At 67.2% G+C, this 15,758-nt stretch carries 18 protein-coding genes and 1 tRNA gene; 7 read left to right on the top strand and 12 right to left on the bottom strand.

Going from position 1 to position 15,758, the window contains the following annotated elements:
- Positions 1–151: 151 nt before the first annotated feature.
- The 6 genes from AruCF_RS07315 to AruCF_RS07290 all read left to right on the top strand — a co-directional run bounded on the left by AruCF_RS07315 (position 152) and on the right by AruCF_RS07290 (position 5,544).
- Entirely contained in the window at positions 152–346 is a 195-nt protein-coding gene (locus tag AruCF_RS07315) for a DUF1656 domain-containing protein (RefSeq protein WP_049072805.1), read from the top strand.
- Positions 347–359: 13 nt separating this feature from the next.
- Positions 360–1,280 (top strand): efflux RND transporter periplasmic adaptor subunit, encoded by a 921-nt coding sequence (locus AruCF_RS07310; RefSeq protein WP_049077622.1) that lies wholly within the window; start codon positions 360–362, stop codon positions 1,278–1,280.
- 10 nt (positions 1,281–1,290) lie between these two features.
- Positions 1,291–2,793: an efflux transporter outer membrane subunit gene (locus tag AruCF_RS07305; RefSeq protein ID WP_080977364.1), complete on the top strand. Its 1,503-nt coding sequence runs from the start codon at positions 1,291–1,293 to the stop codon at positions 2,791–2,793.
- Entirely contained in the window at positions 2,790–3,236 is a 447-nt protein-coding gene (locus tag AruCF_RS07300; protein ID WP_049072804.1) for a hypothetical protein, read from the top strand. Before AruCF_RS07305 ends, AruCF_RS07300 begins: the two co-directional genes overlap by 4 nt.
- A gap of 195 nt (positions 3,237–3,431) precedes the next feature.
- Positions 3,432–4,382: a glycosyltransferase family 9 protein gene (locus AruCF_RS07295; RefSeq protein ID WP_049072803.1), complete on the top strand. Its 951-nt coding sequence runs from the start codon at positions 3,432–3,434 to the stop codon at positions 4,380–4,382.
- Between the two features lie 34 nt (positions 4,383–4,416).
- Positions 4,417–5,544 (top strand): glycosyltransferase family 4 protein, encoded by a 1,128-nt coding sequence (locus tag AruCF_RS07290; RefSeq protein WP_049072802.1) that lies wholly within the window; start codon positions 4,417–4,419, stop codon positions 5,542–5,544.
- A 137-nt stretch (positions 5,545–5,681) separates the two neighbouring features.
- On the opposite strand, the gene AruCF_RS07285 is transcribed toward AruCF_RS07290, so the two are convergent.
- The 7 genes from AruCF_RS07285 to AruCF_RS07260 form a co-directional block, all read right to left on the bottom strand.
- Positions 5,682–6,005: a four-helix bundle copper-binding protein gene (locus AruCF_RS07285; protein ID WP_080977363.1), complete on the bottom strand. Its 324-nt coding sequence runs from the start codon at positions 6,003–6,005 to the stop codon at positions 5,682–5,684.
- A 147-nt stretch (positions 6,006–6,152) separates the two neighbouring features.
- Positions 6,153–6,740 carry a GrpB family protein gene (locus AruCF_RS07280; protein WP_049072801.1) on the bottom strand — a complete coding sequence of 196 codons (588 nt, stop codon included), beginning with the start codon at positions 6,738–6,740 and terminating at the stop codon, positions 6,153–6,155.
- A gap of 42 nt (positions 6,741–6,782) precedes the next feature.
- On the bottom strand, positions 6,783–7,733 hold the full coding sequence (locus tag AruCF_RS07275; RefSeq protein ID WP_049072800.1) for an alpha/beta hydrolase family protein: 951 nt from the start codon (positions 7,731–7,733) through the stop codon (positions 6,783–6,785).
- 17 nt (positions 7,734–7,750) lie between these two features.
- A complete protein-coding gene (locus AruCF_RS07270) occupies positions 7,751–8,167 on the bottom strand; it encodes a hypothetical protein (RefSeq protein WP_049072799.1) in 417 nt (138 codons plus the stop codon).
- A gap of 337 nt (positions 8,168–8,504) precedes the next feature.
- Positions 8,505–8,654 (bottom strand): hypothetical protein, encoded by a 150-nt coding sequence (locus tag AruCF_RS29440; protein ID WP_167352796.1) that lies wholly within the window; start codon positions 8,652–8,654, stop codon positions 8,505–8,507.
- Positions 8,655–9,237: 583 nt separating this feature from the next.
- Complete coding sequence (locus AruCF_RS07265; protein ID WP_049072798.1) at positions 9,238–9,672, bottom strand: DUF6196 family protein; 435 nt, start codon at positions 9,670–9,672, stop codon at positions 9,238–9,240.
- An 825-nt stretch (positions 9,673–10,497) separates the two neighbouring features.
- Positions 10,498–11,391, bottom strand: coding sequence for a manganese catalase family protein (locus AruCF_RS07260; protein WP_049077618.1), 894 nt, complete (start codon positions 11,389–11,391; stop codon positions 10,498–10,500).
- 214 nt (positions 11,392–11,605) lie between these two features.
- On the opposite strand from AruCF_RS07260, the gene AruCF_RS07255 reads away from it, so the two are divergent.
- On the top strand, positions 11,606–12,112 hold the full coding sequence (locus AruCF_RS07255; protein ID WP_049072797.1) for a GNAT family N-acetyltransferase: 507 nt from the start codon (positions 11,606–11,608) through the stop codon (positions 12,110–12,112).
- A 102-nt stretch (positions 12,113–12,214) separates the two neighbouring features.
- Here the strand turns inward: AruCF_RS07255 and AruCF_RS07250 are convergent, their stop codons facing one another.
- The 5 genes from AruCF_RS07250 to AruCF_RS07230 form a co-directional block, all read right to left on the bottom strand.
- Positions 12,215–12,625, bottom strand: a complete 411-nt coding sequence (locus AruCF_RS07250) for a hypothetical protein (protein ID WP_144419105.1) — start codon at positions 12,623–12,625, stop codon at positions 12,215–12,217.
- A 355-nt stretch (positions 12,626–12,980) separates the two neighbouring features.
- A complete protein-coding gene (locus tag AruCF_RS07245; RefSeq protein ID WP_049072795.1) occupies positions 12,981–13,388 on the bottom strand; it encodes a hypothetical protein in 408 nt (135 codons plus the stop codon).
- Between the two features lie 261 nt (positions 13,389–13,649).
- A tRNA-Arg gene (locus AruCF_RS07240) sits at positions 13,650–13,726 on the bottom strand.
- Positions 13,727–13,835: 109 nt separating this feature from the next.
- A complete protein-coding gene (locus tag AruCF_RS07235; protein ID WP_049072794.1) occupies positions 13,836–14,420 on the bottom strand; it encodes a helix-turn-helix domain-containing protein in 585 nt (194 codons plus the stop codon).
- Positions 14,421–14,432: 12 nt separating this feature from the next.
- Positions 14,433–15,725, bottom strand: a complete 1,293-nt coding sequence (locus tag AruCF_RS07230) for an NAD(P)/FAD-dependent oxidoreductase (RefSeq protein ID WP_049072793.1) — start codon at positions 15,723–15,725, stop codon at positions 14,433–14,435.
- Positions 15,726–15,758: the final 33 nt, after the last annotated feature.

Raw genomic sequence — 15,758 nt, 5'->3', positions numbered from 1 at the left:
CAGTTGGCCCGGCTGCTGGCACGCCAGCCGGCGACGCCGCCCGCGCAACGCCAGGCCGCGCAGAAGGCCATGGCCGCCTTCGCCGACATCCACTGGCTGATCCAGGACCATGCCGGCTATTTCAATGCCCAACCGTTCCCGGAGCTATCCCGTGCTGAGTGAATTCGCCATTGCCGGCATCTATGTGCCGCCATTCTTCCTCTATGCCTGCGCCACCGTGCCGCTGTACTGGCTGCTGCGCGTCGTGATGGCGCGCAGCGGACTGCTGCGGCGGGTCTGGCACCCCGCCCTGTTCGAGTTCGCCGTGTCGTTGGCGCTGGTGTCCCTGCTGATCCTGACCCTTTGATTGCCGTATGCCCATGTCTCCGATATTGAAGAAAACCACGCGCGTGGCCCTGACGCTGGCCACGCTGACCGCCGCCGGCCTGCTGGCGGCCGCCCTCTGGAATGCCTATGTGCTGGCGCCCTGGACCCGCGACGGACGCGTCAGCGCCCACGTAGTGCGCGTCGCGCCCGAAGTCTCAGGCACGGTGTCCGAGGTGGCCGTCGACGACAACCAGCCAGTCAAGCGCGGCGACGTGCTCTACCGCATCGACCCCAGCCGCTTCGAACTGGCGCTGGAACAGGCCCGCGCGCAAGCGGCCGCCGCCGACGAGACCCTGCGCCAACGCCAGGACGAAGCGCGACGCCGCAGCGGCCTGGACGACCTGGTGTCGCGCGAGGACATCCAGCGCGCCGGTCGCGCCGTCGCCATCGCCCAGGCCGAGGCACGCCGCGCGCGGGCCGCGCTGGAGGTGGCCGAGCTGGACCTGGCGCGCAGCGTGCTGCGCTCGCCGGTGGACGGCTTCGTCACCCGGCTGCGTCTGCGCGCCGGCGACTACGCGCTGGCGGGCCAGCCCGGCATCGCCGTGCTGGACGCCCACAGCTTCTGGGTCACCGGCTACTTCGAGGAGACCAAGCTGCGCCGGATCCGGCCCGGCGCCCCCGCGCGCATCAAGCTGATGGGCTTCGAGCCGCTGCTCGATGGCCGCGTCGCCTCCATCGGGCACGGCATCGCCGACGACAACGACGGCCAGGACGAGCACGGGCTGCCGGCGGTCAAGGCGAGCTTCAGTTGGGTACGCCTGGCGCAGCGCATCCCGGTGCGCATCGAGATCGACGCGCTACCCGACGGCGTGCGGCTGGCGGCTGGCATGACGTGCAGCGTCGACATCGGCCAGCCCGGCGAGACACACGTGGCGCGCGGCCGCCTGGCCGGCTGGCTGCGCGACCTGATGTAGGAAGCCAGCCATGCGGATCCCCCACTCGCCCCCGGCGGCGGCGCCCGTCGCCCCCCGCCGCCGCGCGCCGCGCGGCCCCCTCCTGACCCTGGCCACGGCCCTCGCGCTCGCCGGCTGCGCCGCCGTCGGCCCCGACTATCGACCGGAGACCCCGTCCCATCCCCAGGACTGGTCGGAAGCCCTGCCGGACGCCGCGGCCACCGACCCGGCCACGCTGACGCAATGGTGGCAGGCCTTCAACGACCCGTTGCTGGACCTGCTGCAAGAGCAGGCCCTGGCGCGCAACCAGGACCTGGCCATCGCCCGCCTGCGACTGGCGCAGGCGCGCGCCGAGCGCGACCAGGTCGCCAGCCGCCTGGGACCCTCGGTCGGCGCGCAGGCCAATGCCACCGCCTCGCGCTCGCCGCGGGCGCTGGACTACCCGCCCGGCATCGGCGAATCGCGCGCCTACACCCTGGGCCTGAATGCCAGTTGGGAAATGGACGTCTTCGGCGGCCGTCACCGCGCGCTCGAACGCGCCGACGCCGAGGTGCAGGCCATCGCCCAGGACGGCCACGCGGTGCGCGTCAGTCTGCTGGCCGAACTGGCCGCCGACTATGCCGCGCTGCGCGCCACGCAGGCGCGTGGCGCGATCGCTCGCGACAACATCGCCACGCTGGTGGCGGCCGAGCGGCTGGCGCAACGCGCCGCGCGCCACGGGCTCGGCACCCCCGCCGAAGTGGCCCAGGCGCGCGCCGAACGCGAGGCGGCCGAGGCCCGCGTACCCGAGCTGGAGGGTGACGCCGCCCGCCTGGCACATGCCATCGGGGTGCTGGCGGGCGGCTTTCCCGCCGAGCTGAAGCAACGTTTGATGGCCGCCGGCCAGCCGCTGCTGGTGCCGCCGGCCCTGCCGGCCGCCCTGCCTTCCGAGGTGATCCGCAACCGGCCCGACATCCGCGCCGCCGAACGCCGGCTGGCGGCCGCCACGGCCGGGGTCGGCGTGGCCACGGCCGACCGTTTTCCGACCTTCGTCATTCCGCTCGGCCTGGGCAGCGCCGCCAGCCTGCTGCACAACCTGTTCAGCGATGCCAGCGTGCTGTGGTCGCTTGGCGTCGGCGCCAGCCAGTCGGTCTATGACGGCGGCCAGGCGGCGGCCGGCGTGCGCGCCGCCGAGGCCCGGGCGCAGGCCAGCCGGCTGGCCTACGCGCGCAGCCTGCAGCGCGCCTTCCAGGACGTCGAGGACGCGCTGGCCGGCCTGAACGCCGAACAGGCGCGCCAGCGGGCGCTGGCCGCGGCCGTGCATGACAGCCAGGATGCGCTCGACCGCGCGACGCGGCTGTACCGCAACGGCCTGAGCGGCTATCTGAACGTGCTGACCGCGCAACGCACCACCTACCAGGCGCGCGACGCCCTGGCGCTGAGCCAGTTGGCGCGCGTGCGCCACGCCATCGGCCTGTACAAGGCGCTTGGCGCCGGCCTGCCGCCCGCGACACCGGACTCTTCCCCCTCGCCCCCCACCAGGAGCCCCTCATGAGCCTGCTTTCGGTCCCCTTCCGCATCCACGACGTCCGGCGCTTTCCGCTCTGTCTGTTCGACCCGACCCACGCCCAGCCCGGCTACGCCGCGCAGTGGCAGACGGAAATGGAGGCGCTGCTGGCCGCCGGCCAGCCATTCACCATTGCCTACATCGAACTGGACCCGGCCGAAACGCACGAAGACCGCAAGCAGCGCGGCCTCTGGCTCAAACACAACAAGGCGCGGCTGGGCCTGTTGTGCCGGGCCCAGATCAGCGTCGAGCCGGACGCCGCCCGGCGCGCCGAGGCCAGCCGCCAAGGCGCGCTCGCCGCCAAGGCCTTTGGCATTCCGCACGAAGCCGTGGCCACGCTGGAAGAGGCGGTGGCGCTGACGCGCCGCCTGACCCGGCCCCTGCCGCCGCATCCGCGGGACGGCATGCGCGGCTGGGAGAACATCAGTTGAACGCGGCACGCGGGCCACGCGGCCGGGGCGCCCGTCTCCGCCGCACGGCCATCCCCGCTCCCGGCGCCGCAGATATGTATTTCTATTAAGCCGCGCCGACCCAATCTTCACATTCTTTAAATCTATCGAAGAAAATTTCGCCGCCTCCTCCTTTAGATTTCGTAGCCAATACATCGGCTACCCCGGAGAGGTCGCGTGTCGGACATTGTTGTCTACGTCAGAAGCCAGCCCCAGTTGGGCGACCAGATCGTCGCCTTCGCCACGCTCTACCAACTCAAGGCATGGTGGCCCGACAAGCGGGTCAAGGTGGTGGCGCGCGACGATGTCGGCCACATCTATCGCGGCCTGCCCTGGGTCGACGAATTCCTGCGCGCGCGCACCCTGCGCGATTACCTCGGCAGCCTGTCACGCCACACCCGGGTTTCGGTCAGCCTGCACCACAGCAGCGAGCGCTTCGGCCTGATCAATCTGCTGCGGCTGCCGGCCATCCGCCTGGGCTTTCGCAATGCCCGCTTCAGCGACCTGGTGTGGACCCATTGCCATCGCAAGGACGAGGCCGAATACATCGGCCTGGCCAACCTGCGCCTGCTGGCCGCATACCGCCCGCTGAACGCCGAGGAAACGGCGCGCCGCTGCTTCACCGAACTGGCCCGGACGCACCGCCACACCACGCTCGGCGCCGACGTGGTGTTTGTTCCCGGTGGCGGCTCGGGCCCGTTCAAGCGCTGGAGCCTGGCGCATTACCTGCGGCTGGCCGACCGGCTCAAGCCGCTGCTGGGCGCCGACACCCGCTACACCTTCGTGCTGGGGCGCCAGGAAGCGCGCGAACGCGCCGAGCTGGACGCCTTGCGCCGCGCCGATATCGAGGTGGCCTATTGCCGCCCGCTATCCGAACTGAGCGCGATCATGCTGCGCGCGCGGCTGGTGGTCGCCAACGACTGCGGCCCGTCGCATGTGGCGCAGGCCGCCGGCGTGCCGTACGTCGGCGTCTTCAACCAGCCCAACCCCGAGTGGTTCTGGCGCCGACGCGGCGCCGCCGACGTGGTGCCCCGGCATCCGCCCGACGGCATCAATTCGATCACCCCGGACCAGGTCCTGCACGCCTGCGAGCAGGTTCTGGCGCACGCGCCCCTGGCGCGCGCCTGACGTAATCGGGCCGATCCCTTCCTTTATTCAGGCCATGCGAATCCTGCATACTCTCGGCGAAAAAAGCCTGGGCGGACTCGAATTCCGCACACTCGACCAGGCCGGCTGGCTGGCGCGCCACGGCCATGACGCGGCCATCGCCGCGCCCGCGCACAGCGCCATCAATCTGGCGGCGCGCCAGCGCGGCATCGCCACCATCGACATCGACTTCGACGCCCCCTACTCGCCGCTCACCGTACTGCGGCTGCGCCGCGCGGTGCGGCGGCTGCACATCGATGTCATCGACAGCCACAGCCGCGCCGACGGCAAGACCGCCGCGCTATGCCGCGACCTGTGCGCCGTGGTGCGCACACGCCACTTCGCCAAGCCCATGCCCACCAGCGCGCGCCGCCGCCTGGAATGGAAGCTGGGTTGCGATCAGGTCATCGCCACCAGCGCGGCCGGCCGCGACGCGCTGGTCGATGCCGGGCTCGCGCCCGCCGACCGCATCAGTGTGGTGGGGGAATGGGCCGGCGAGGATTTCTTCCGCGCCGCCGACAAATCCAGCGTGCGCCGCCTGGTGCGGCGCGAACTGACGCTGGCCCCGGACGCCTGCGTGATCTCTACCATCGGCATGCTGCGCCCCGAAAAGCGCCAGGCCGACCTGTTGCGCGTGGTGCAGCGGCTGCGCCGCCAGGGGGTGCCGGCCGCCGCCCTGGTGGTGGGCATGGCCACCGCCACCACCCAGTCCTATGCGGACGCGCTACGCAATCTGGCGCTGCAGCTGGGCATCGCCGGGCATGTGGTGTTCACCGGTCACCGCGGCGATGTGGCCGACATGATGCACGCTTCCGACGTGGTGCTGGTGCCTTCCGCCACCGAAGCGTGGTCACGCGTGGTGCCGGAGTCGTTCGCGGTGCGTTGCCCGGTGGTGGCCAGCAATGTCGGCGGGCTGCCCGAGCTCGTCCGGCCCGGCGCCACCGGCTGGCTGGCCGAACCCGGCGACATCGACGGCTTCGCCGACCGCATCACGCGGATCCGCAACGACCCCGCCGCCACCGCCGCCGCCGTGGCCCACGCGCGCGACTATGCCGAATCGCACTTGCGCCTGGCGGGCCAGATGCACCGCACCCTGGAGGTCTACGCCCGCGCCATGGCGAGGAGCACGGGCGGCGTCCGATAAGGCGGCCAGCATTGGCCTAAAAGACTGCCACCCCATCGCGTTCCGCGCGCGGTTTGCGCCGGCCATTCGTTTTCCATGACCAAGCGCGCCATATCGACCAGACCGTCGGCATCTGAGTCGCCCCGCTGCCGAAAACCTCATCCCCTCATGCGTTCACAGGCCTGTGCACACGCGCGGCAAGTGTCCGCGCATGCACGCATCCCCTCGATGGCGTCACAACTGGCCGCGCAGGCACGGCATGCGGAGGCGCAGACATTACATACCTGCGCATGGTTTTCGGCGCCCAACAGCATCATGTGCGCCGATGTCCGACACATTTCCGCGCAAGCCATCATGCGACGGAAATGGCCCGGCTCGACGTGTTGTCCTCCCGCCTCCAGGCAATGGCCCATCGCTTCTTCCAGGCAGGTTCGGTAACAGTCCAGGCAGGCCTCGATGCATTCCTTCATGGCATCATTCATGGCGGTTCTCCTTGTATCAAACCAATGAACGATGCGGAGTCAGCAACCGCCATTCCCGCCGCCGCAATCGGCCCATCGGCCCATCCCGCCCTGTACAGCATCGCCGCGCCGTCGTCACCCCCTGAGGGTGGGCGCTGATCGCAGGCGCTAGATGAAACCGGCCGCCCGGAACATGCGTTCGTAGATATCGCGGATGACCGCCTGCTTGCGCAGGTTGTAGTCGGCCACCTGGTCCACGCCGCGCGCCGCGGCATGCTTGGCCTGGGCATAGCGGTCACGGTCGTCGTCATGGTCGCGCAGCCAGTCGCGGAACATGCGGTGGCGGATGTTCTCGGGACAGTCCGGGCCGAACACATGCAGGTTGACCCGGGGCGCGGCCCGTTGCAGGCAGCGGTGCTGATGCCACGAAGGCTCGCGGATCACCAGCACGTAGCCGATGGCCTCCAGCGCCGGCACGTAGGCGGGCTCGTCGGCCGGATCGGCCAGCGCCACGTCGATGTCCACCACCGGCTTGGCCGGCAGGCCCGGCACCGCCGTCGAGCCGACATGGTCGATGCGCAGCAGCGCCGCGCCGAGCGCGGCGCCGATATCCGCGGCCAACCGCGCGTAAAGGGCCGGCCACTCGGGGTCGTACGGCGCGACCCGCACGGGCTCCGGCGCCGGCCTGCCGCGCACCCACGGATTCTCGTCCGGATCCGAGTCGTAGTGCCGCATGATGTCCTGGGGAGTGGGCATGGTCTGTCCTGATGAAGCCAGCCCGTATTGTAGAAAAGGCGCTCAGGGCGCAGGCGGCGGCAGCGCCCCGATCCACGCCGCCATGTCCGCCGCCACCTCGCCCATGCGCGGCGTGCCGTCGGGCTCGCGCAGGCCATGATCCAATCCGGGATAGGCGCGATACTCGATATTGCCGCGGCCGGCGCGCCGCAGCGCATCGACCATCCGCGCCACCGAATCCGGCGACACCGACGTGTCCGCGCCCGCCTGGATCACCAGCAACGGCGTGCGCACCTGCTCCAGCAGCGCCCGCTGATCCAGCGCCAGCGCCTGGCGCCACCATTCGTGGCCATGATTGCTCGCGACCAAGTCGGACGACGGCGTCTCGCTCACGTAGCGGGCGAAGCCGCGCAATCCCTCGATGGATTGCGCCTTCTCGGACGCTGGCGCATCGCCCGTCGCGATGCCGTGCAGCACGTCCTCCAGGAACCAGCGCCCGCCGCCATTGAAGGCGATGCTGGCATCCACCAGGCCGCCCCGGGCGGCCAGCAGGTTCGCCACCACCGCGCCTTCGCTGCCGCCCACGGCCACTACCCGGCCATACCCCTCCTGCCGGCGCAACAGGCCGATGACGGCCGCGTAATCGCGCACGCGCTGGTCAAAGTTGTCGTGCCGCAGATAAGCGGGCGGGCAGTCGGCCCTTTCGCTGCCGTCGTCGTCCCGGTACGGCAGGGAAACCTCGATGCCGTACTTGTCGACCGTGAGCAGGTCGGCGCCTGGCAGGGCATGCCGCAGGTACCGGTGGATGGCGCGATTGTGCGCCACACTGTTGCAGTCGGAGCCCTGCGCCACCACCAGCAGGCTGTCGGCGGCCCGCGCCGGGTCGTGCCGCTGCAGGTAGTAGGCGATGGCCGAACCATCCGGCCGCGGCAGGAGATACTGCCAGGTCGGTTGGGCCTGCGCGGGCAACCAGGCGAGCAGCGCGCAGAGGCTCGGCAACAGGGAGCGAAACATGGAATGCAGGGGAATGATTATCTCAGGCGGTCCAGGTGCCCGTCCGCCGTCCATCCGTTGCCGGTGACGCTGACCCGGAAATCATAGGTATGGCCGGCCACCACATCCAGGTCGAGATACTGGATCGGCTCGCCCACGTTCATCATCTGCAGGCCGACCCGATGCGCTCCCGCGGGCACCTGCAATTCCAGCACGCGGTTGGAATCGAGACTGGCGATATAGCGGCCGTCCACATAGATGACCGCGTTGAGGGCGGAACCGGCAATGCCGCCGTCGCGCACGATACGCACCACGCCCTTGTCGGCGCCCGCCACCAGATAAGCGGGTTCCATCACCGTCGACGCCTTGGCGCGCGGCGCGGTTTCGATATCCACCGGTATCGAACCGCAACCAGCCAGCGCGACCACGATCATTCCCATCAACACCTTGCGCATCTTCCCTCCTGGTCCGTTTGCGCGCCGACTATACCGTAATCAGGCGCGCAGACATTCACCAGGGCGCCCGCGCGGAGCCGGGTACGCCAGCCCGGCCCCCCTCCTGTTCAGACGGGATCGGCCACAAAGGCAGCGGCATGCGCCGCTAGCGGCCGGCGGCGATACCGATGATGGGAGCAACAGCGTTGCGGTGCTTGGTAAAGCACGCGGAGCGCGGACGGGAGCGGCGCTCCGGTGGCCACGAGGACGCGGCGTACGGAGCCCGTCATCGTCTAGGCTGACCGGCGGCGGACGCGGGGACTGGCGATGCCATGCCGCGCCAGCATTGCGCCAGCGGTCAGCAATTGCCCTTCTTGGCCTGGCCTGGCGGGCAGAATCCGCCGCCGCCACCCCGGTGCGGATCCACCACCACGGCGCCGTCCGGCGTGTACACAGCACAGCCGGCCAGCAAAGACGCCAGCACCGCCAAGGCACAGATGATTTTCATGGCAACCACTCAGGAATGAAGATGCGCGCAGTGTATGGCCCTTCCCTGAAACAAGGCCGTAGCGGTGGTTACGGGCTGTACACCGCGCGCAGCCACGGGCCGCCGCGCCGTGCATGCGAGGCGTGCCCGGTCGCCAACGAGGACGGGCCGCTGGGGCCGCGAGGGTCAGCGTCGACAGACCAACATTGCGAGGCCGACCATGCCTGCGAATGTGCCGCCAATGAAAATGGCGGCACGTTCGGTCCGCGCCGAATCCAGTAAATACAAAATACACAGAAACGCGAGCAAGAATACGGTCGACACGCCCAATAGAAAGGGGCGCCAGTTTTTTCTTGCCGCGCTGATAATCTTGCTCAGGGCAAATCTATGTCTGCTCATGGGCGTCCGCGAGGAATAAAGGCCGGGCTTTTATTCTGCCAAATATTCCATCAACGGAAAAGACCATTCCACAGGCTCAACTAATAGATATTCTCATCATTGCGAGCAAACGCTGGGAACGAGTCTCAAATCAAGACAATCCAGCCCAATCAAAAGGAATGCGTGAGCCGAACCGCACGGTCAGCGCGTGCGGCACATGGATTGATCAGCGCCCTTCGACCAGCCGCCGCACCTCGCCAAACACTTCTTCCGCGAGCCTCGCCGGCACTCCCCAGTAGTCGAATATGCCGCCATCCGACTGATTTTGCCCGCACGTGACAAATACGCCTGTGCCAAACCGATTCTTTAAATGCGTCGCCAGCCACCCCACGAAGCCGCTGTTGTCCGCGCCCGGCGGAAAATGGAATCGAAAGAGCCCGAATGGTTCTTCATGCGTCCCATCGCTGGGAATAAGCTGGCTCCATACGTTGTCGTCCCGCACCAGCGCAAGCGCATCTTCGCGGACAGCCCCGGGAAAATCATCCAGAGGAAATTCAGTGAACGCATAGGTGCCCGGATATATGCGCAATCGCGCCTCGGTGATGACGCGTCGGAGGCGTTGCTCGGTCTGCTCGGAAGTTTCGCGGGAGATATTGACCATGGCTGTTCAAGACGTTGGATGGGTAATGGACTAAGGCTCAGGTTTAGCACGCACACCACTGCGTGCCATGGAAATCCCCCACGAGCCGTAAGTGAACCGGAATTAACCAGGCCCGTGCCAATCCTCCTTGCCAGATCTGGATATCGCCGCCCACACCCAACTCAAGAAAGCGGACGAATTCGACGCCCCCCCCCCCACGTCGCGGCCGAATGAAGATTCCAAGACGGTCAAACCCGCGCAGGACACGCATCAGTAATGCCTGATCGCCGCGGACCGAAAAGCCACGGGTAGCGCATGGACGGCCACGCCGACCCGGAGTCATCCTGCCGGCGCACCGGGCGACTTGCGCGTGCCGCTCGCGCTGGCCGGCCTCTTCCATGCCCGCCAGCGTGTTCTTGCGGCGGCAGGGCCCTGGAGGCGCTATCGAGCCCGGGCCCACGCGTCCCACCGAGGACGCGCCAACACGGTCGGCAGTCATTCACATCTGGCCGACCTGGCACGGCATTCGCGGGTTCGCGGGTCGATCGCCCCAAGAGGACGGCCGCTCCCCAGGAGGCCGCCAAAGTTGAGATATTCAACGGGATTTTTCGAGCGGCGCATCGCTGTCCGGCTCAGGGGGCAGTCCAGCCTGTCGACGTTGCAGCGGCCCGCGACCGTACGCATCCTTGCCTTGCTCGCGTCTATGACCGCCGGCTGGGTAACCCGACCCCGTATCCGGGTCGGGATTGGCTGAATCCCGTCCGGGACGATCGACCCGCGGCTGACCGTTATGCCGTTCGCTCGTCGACTCTGCATGAAAGGGTGATTTGGACATGAGGCCTCCTCTTAATATTGATCGCGATCCGTCAGCATGCTGCCGTCGCCCAGCTCCGTGCCTGTCACCGGGTCGACGGCGGGATCCGATGCCGTACGGGCGACCATGGCTTGCAGCGCCTTCGTTTCATCCTCGGCAAGACCTACCGACGCCAGCCCGTCTCCATCAATGGCGCATTGCTCGTCGCGGTCGGAAACATAGTTGAAATGCTCATCGCTATTCCACGACCCACGCGTATCGCCCTCTCCCTGCGACATGTTGAAGTAGACGTTGGCAAAGCGCGGATCGCCCGGCAGCTTTCCGGGCGGGAAGTTCGGCTCCATTGAATACAGCGCCTTCTCGAACGAGCGCTGATGCGACACTTCACGCGTCATCAGAAAGCCCAGCGCCTCCTTGACGCCGGGATCGTCAGTGGCATTGATCAGTCGCTCGTAGATGATCTTGGCCCGCGCCTCGGCGGCGATGTTCGAACGCAGATCCGCGGAGGGGTCTCCGATGGTATCGATATACCCGGCGTTCCAAAGCTGACCGCCGGAATTGACCAGCGCGGGCCCGCCACCGAAGAGCACTTGCGTCACATGTGAGTCATTGCCCGGCCCGTTCAAGCGCCGGTAGATATCGGCCTCCGATTCCGTGGCTTCTGCAAGCACGCCCTTGGCGCCCTTGTTAAGCATGGCCACCAACGTACCTATCACTTCTAGGTGACTCAGCTCCTCGGTGGCGATATCCAGCAGCATGTCCTTGCGCCCCGGATCGTCCTCCGCCAGCGCCTGAGTGAAATACCTACACGCCGCCGCCAGCTCTCCCTGGGGGCCGCCGAACTGCTCCAACAACAGGTTGGCCAGCCCGGGATTGGTCTGCGCGACGCGCACGGTGTACTGCAAGCGTTTGTTGTGAGCAAACATGGTCATCTCCCGTTTCGCCGGCCGTCATTGGTCTGCGCGACGCGCACGGTGTACTGCAAGCGTTTGTTGTGAGCAAACATGGTCATCTCCCGTTTCGCCGGCCGTCATTGGCCGGTGGGAATCCGCAAGCAATTGCCATGCCGAAACGCGCAGGGATCGGCGCGCCCGTTGCGGTACCCTACGGCTTGTCAATCGCCGTCCGCCGGGAACCTTGATGCGCTTTCGTCCTGCAAGTCTTTCAGACATCCCCCGCCTGGGGCAGCTCGCGCTCGCGTCGAAGGCGCATTGGGGTTACTCAGCGCGGCAACTGGAACAGTGGCGCGAAGATCTGACCCCGCGTGAATCCTGGCTTGACACGGGTCCCTTCGTCGTGGCCGAGAACGACGCCGGTGTGATCGGCTTTTACACGCTGGCGGCTGCCGGCAACGGCGCGTGGGCGCTGGAAAATCTGTGGCTCGACCCGAAGTGGATTGGCCAGGGGTTTGGCCGCGCCTTGTTCGCCCATGCAGTGGAAACCGCTGGGCAACGCGGTGCGACGGTCTTGACGATCGACGCGGAACCTCATGCGGAAGCTTTCTACCTCGCACAGGGAGCGAGGCGGACAAAGATCATTCCCGCGCCAATAGACGGGGATCCTCACCGCATGAGGCCGCAACTGGAATTAGCGATGGGCCAGACGCCTGCCAATGCGGGAAACTCCCGCCGCCCCATGCTTAGCTAGTCCGCTCCAAGCCCCGCTGGCCCATGGCGCACCTTTGGCGCAGCGTTCCCTGTCCACGATCCCGTGGCGCAAGCCTTCCCCCCAGCCTTGGCCGCTTGACGCTCAGCGGAGATTGGTGATCACGCTACTTGCGGTATCAAAGAGTTTTGCCTGGACCGCGTTAACGGCTTCCATTGCCTCTGCCAATTTGGCAGACATTTCCCGCAGACGCACACTCTCTTTTGTCTGCAGCGCAACCAGCCTGTTGATTTCATCGTCAAGCTCCAACAACCGGCCTTGAGATGCCTGCGACAGTGAGACGTCGCCAACCAACGAGGCCTTTTCCTGCCCCAACAGGCGAAGCTGGTCGTTCAGCCCCTGGACGATGCCAGCTTGTTGCCGGACCTTATCCTGGAGCATCAGATATCGCTCCAGCCGCACCGCTGCTTCGAGATCGCGGGTTTGAACCTGGGTTGATGAAGCGCTCACGGCGAGAGCGGCAGGGCGCGCCTCTAGAGAGGGAGACATTGACATTAGGGGCATCCTTACGCGTCACGTCTCTGTGGGTGACGACCGCAAGCAAAAAGTTCCAGGCTTCAAGGACGAGCCGCACAGTGGTGTCCCAGGGTGGCCCTGTTCACGGCAGAGACTGGAGGCCCGCCGCCCCCCCCCCAACCCGTCTCCAGCAAGCGCAGGGGCAAAGGCCGCGGGAGCGAGGGCGCCGATGACCGCTGCGTCATGAGCTGAGCCTAGGGCGATGGAGTGGACCACGGGAAGCGAACCCGCGCAGGCGGATGGGAAGGTCGCGGCCCTACCGATCGGGCCAGGCAGCGGAAATGTAAAAACCCGCCAATGCACGTTTGGCGGGTTTTCCGGGAGATGCGGCCGACTAGAGGGTTGGCTTGGGTATCGGCGTGTCACCGGGAATCAGCTTGGCCCCCTTGGGCCTTTTCGGGCAGCCACCCGAGGAAAACCAGCGGGTGATGATGTGATCTTCCACGAGAAACCGCTGATCGCATCTGGAATACTCGGGAACGTAATTCCAAGTCGTGGAGTCGCTGGTATTCGTGACCCATGCATAGCCGTAGGAAACGATCTTGGCCCGGCCGTTAGACAGGACCTGGCTGGACTGCGGAGGTCCCCAGGACATGTATAGATCATCCTCCGACGCCCCAACCCACGAAGCCGTCACGTCGCTGGTCGTCTGATAGCGCTGGTTCATGACCAGGTTCGACAAGGGCGATCCGGCGCAACCTTGAAGCAATACCGCCGACAAAATCAGAGCTGCGTACTTCATTCGTCTCATCTCAATTCGTTCACCGCCAGGAATCCCCGGATGTCGGCCGCGGCAAGGGCAAGGGTGCAGTCGCTTCAACCGGCTCCAGAACGAAGGCGACAAAGTGCCGCGGCCGGGAAGCCGGAATATAGCCGAAGGTCAAACCAGCTGCACAGCGTGATCTTGCCGCTGTTAACGTTCCGACGCCGGCCAGATTATTCTAATAATTGCCATGCCGGCGCCAACCAAACACGCGTAAATCATTGATTCCACGGAAATTCCTGGCGCGGCAGGAGGGGCTCGAACCCCCGACCCCGGGCTTAGAAGGCCCGTGCTCTATCCAGCTGAGCTACTGCCGCGCGGCGTGTGGCTGCCCGGAAGATATCCGGGCGGCGCATTTTACCCTGTTGCGGACGGGACGTGGCGGCGCCCTCCCGCGCTCCCAGGCTTATCAGCCGGAAGAACCGCTCATTCCTCGCCCAGGTCGGCGTGGGTGGACACCCACAGCACCAGCGCGTCCTGTTTGCTCAGGCTGATCACCCGGTGGCCCATGCGGCTGTCGATATAGAAGCTCTCGCCCGCCTTCAGCCGCGCCGGCTCGTAGAACTCGGTATACAGCTCGACCTCGCCTTCCAGCACGTAGACGAATTCTTCCCCGCCATGGCGGCTCCAGTCCTGGAATTCGTCGAACGAGCGCGCCTTGACGCGGGTATGGAACGGCATCATGCGCTTGTGCGACAGCGCGGTGCAGAGCAGGCGGTGGTCGTAATACGGGGTTTCGTACTGGCGGCCCTCGCCCTGGCGGCTGAGGCTGCGGCGGCCGGTGCCCATGTGGGCGTCGGACGCGGTGAACAGTTCGGCCACGTCCAGTTCCAGGCCGGCGGCGATCTTGATCAGGTTGTCATAGGTGGGCGACAGCAAGCCGTTCTCGATTTTCGAGAGCGTGGAGGTGGACACGCCGGTGGCCTGCGCCGCCTGCTTGAGCGTCCAATCGCGCGCCTGGCGCAGGGCTCGCAGCCGTTGTGCCAACACGCTCTGTTTGTTGCCTTGCATCTGTACACCCTGTCATGCCCGCGACTGCCGCTCCCGCCACCAATCGCGCGCCTGGTAAGACCAATATGTGAGTTGAACCGCCGCCGTGCCCAGCGCCCCGCCATTCCACGCCAGTCCGAAAGGCTCGAACAGCCGGTAGCGCCGGCTGTCGCCGGCAATCCCTTCGGCCACGACGCGGCCGCCAATGGCGGTGGTGTTCATGCCGTGCCCGCCAAAGGCCGTGCAATACCAGACGTCGGGCGCCAGCCTGCCGATCTGCGGCATCAGGTGCCGGGCGTAGGCCATGCGCCCGGACCACGCGGTCTCGACGCGCAGCCCCTGCAACTGGGGATAGACGCTGAGCAGTTCGCGGCGCAGGGACTCGGCCAGGTCGGGCGGATCGTCGACACGGGTGGTGATTCTACTGCCCCAGCCGATGCGCCCGCCCTCCAGTACCCGGTAGTAGTTGCCGGCGCGGCGGTCGTCGCCGATGGCGGCCTGGGTGCGGATGGCTTCGCGCACCCGTTCGCCCAGCGGCTCGGTCAGCATGATGTAGGTGGCGATCGGCAGCATGGCGCGCCGCAACGCCGGCACCACCCCATCGGTATAGCCGCCGGTGGCCAGCACCACGGTGCGCGCGTCGACCTGCCCGGCGGCGGTCCGCAATTGCTTGGACGCCCCTTCCAGCCGAGCCTGGGTGACCGCCGAATCCTCGTGGATGCGCACGCCCAGCCGCGCGCACTCGCGCGCCAGGGCGCGGGCGTAGTTCAGCGGATGGAAGTGGAACGAGGACAGGTCCTCGATGCCCTGGAAGTAGACGTCGGATACCAGCCGTTCCCGCACCTCGGCGCGGTTCAATAGCCGCACGTCGCGGCCGAAGTCGCGCCACTGGTCTTCGCAATAACGCCGCAGCGCGTCGCTGGCCTCGTAGCGCACTACCCGCAGGCGGCCGTCGACCTTGTGGGCGTCATCGATGCGCAGGTCGCGGATGTTGTCGCGGATGATCTCCACGCCCTCCATCGACAGCCGGTACAGTTGGCGGTAGTGATCCTCGTCAACGTGCTTGCGGATGGCGTCGGCGCCGGCCGAGAACGCCGGCGACACCGAGCCGCCGTTGCGGCCCGAGGCGCCCCAGGCGACGCGGCGCCCCTCCAGCAGCGTCACGGCGCGGCCGCGGCGGGCCAGTTCCAGCGCGGTGGTCAGGCCGGCCAGCCCGCCGCCGACGACGCAGACGTCGGTCTCGGCCGCGCCCGCCAGCGGCGGGTAGCAGGTCTGCGCATCGCCCAGCGTGCGCTTGTAGTAGGTGTCGATGTACTCGGTAGCCATGATCGTGGGTCAGGGCCCGTGCGGGACTCTCGT

The sequence above is a fragment of the Achromobacter ruhlandii genome (genome assembly GCF_002082135.1).
Taxonomy (GTDB): Bacteria; Pseudomonadota; Gammaproteobacteria; order Burkholderiales; family Burkholderiaceae_B; genus Achromobacter; species Achromobacter ruhlandii.
Note: the sequence above shows the minus strand (reverse complement) of the source record. Positions and strands in the feature narration are given on the sequence as shown.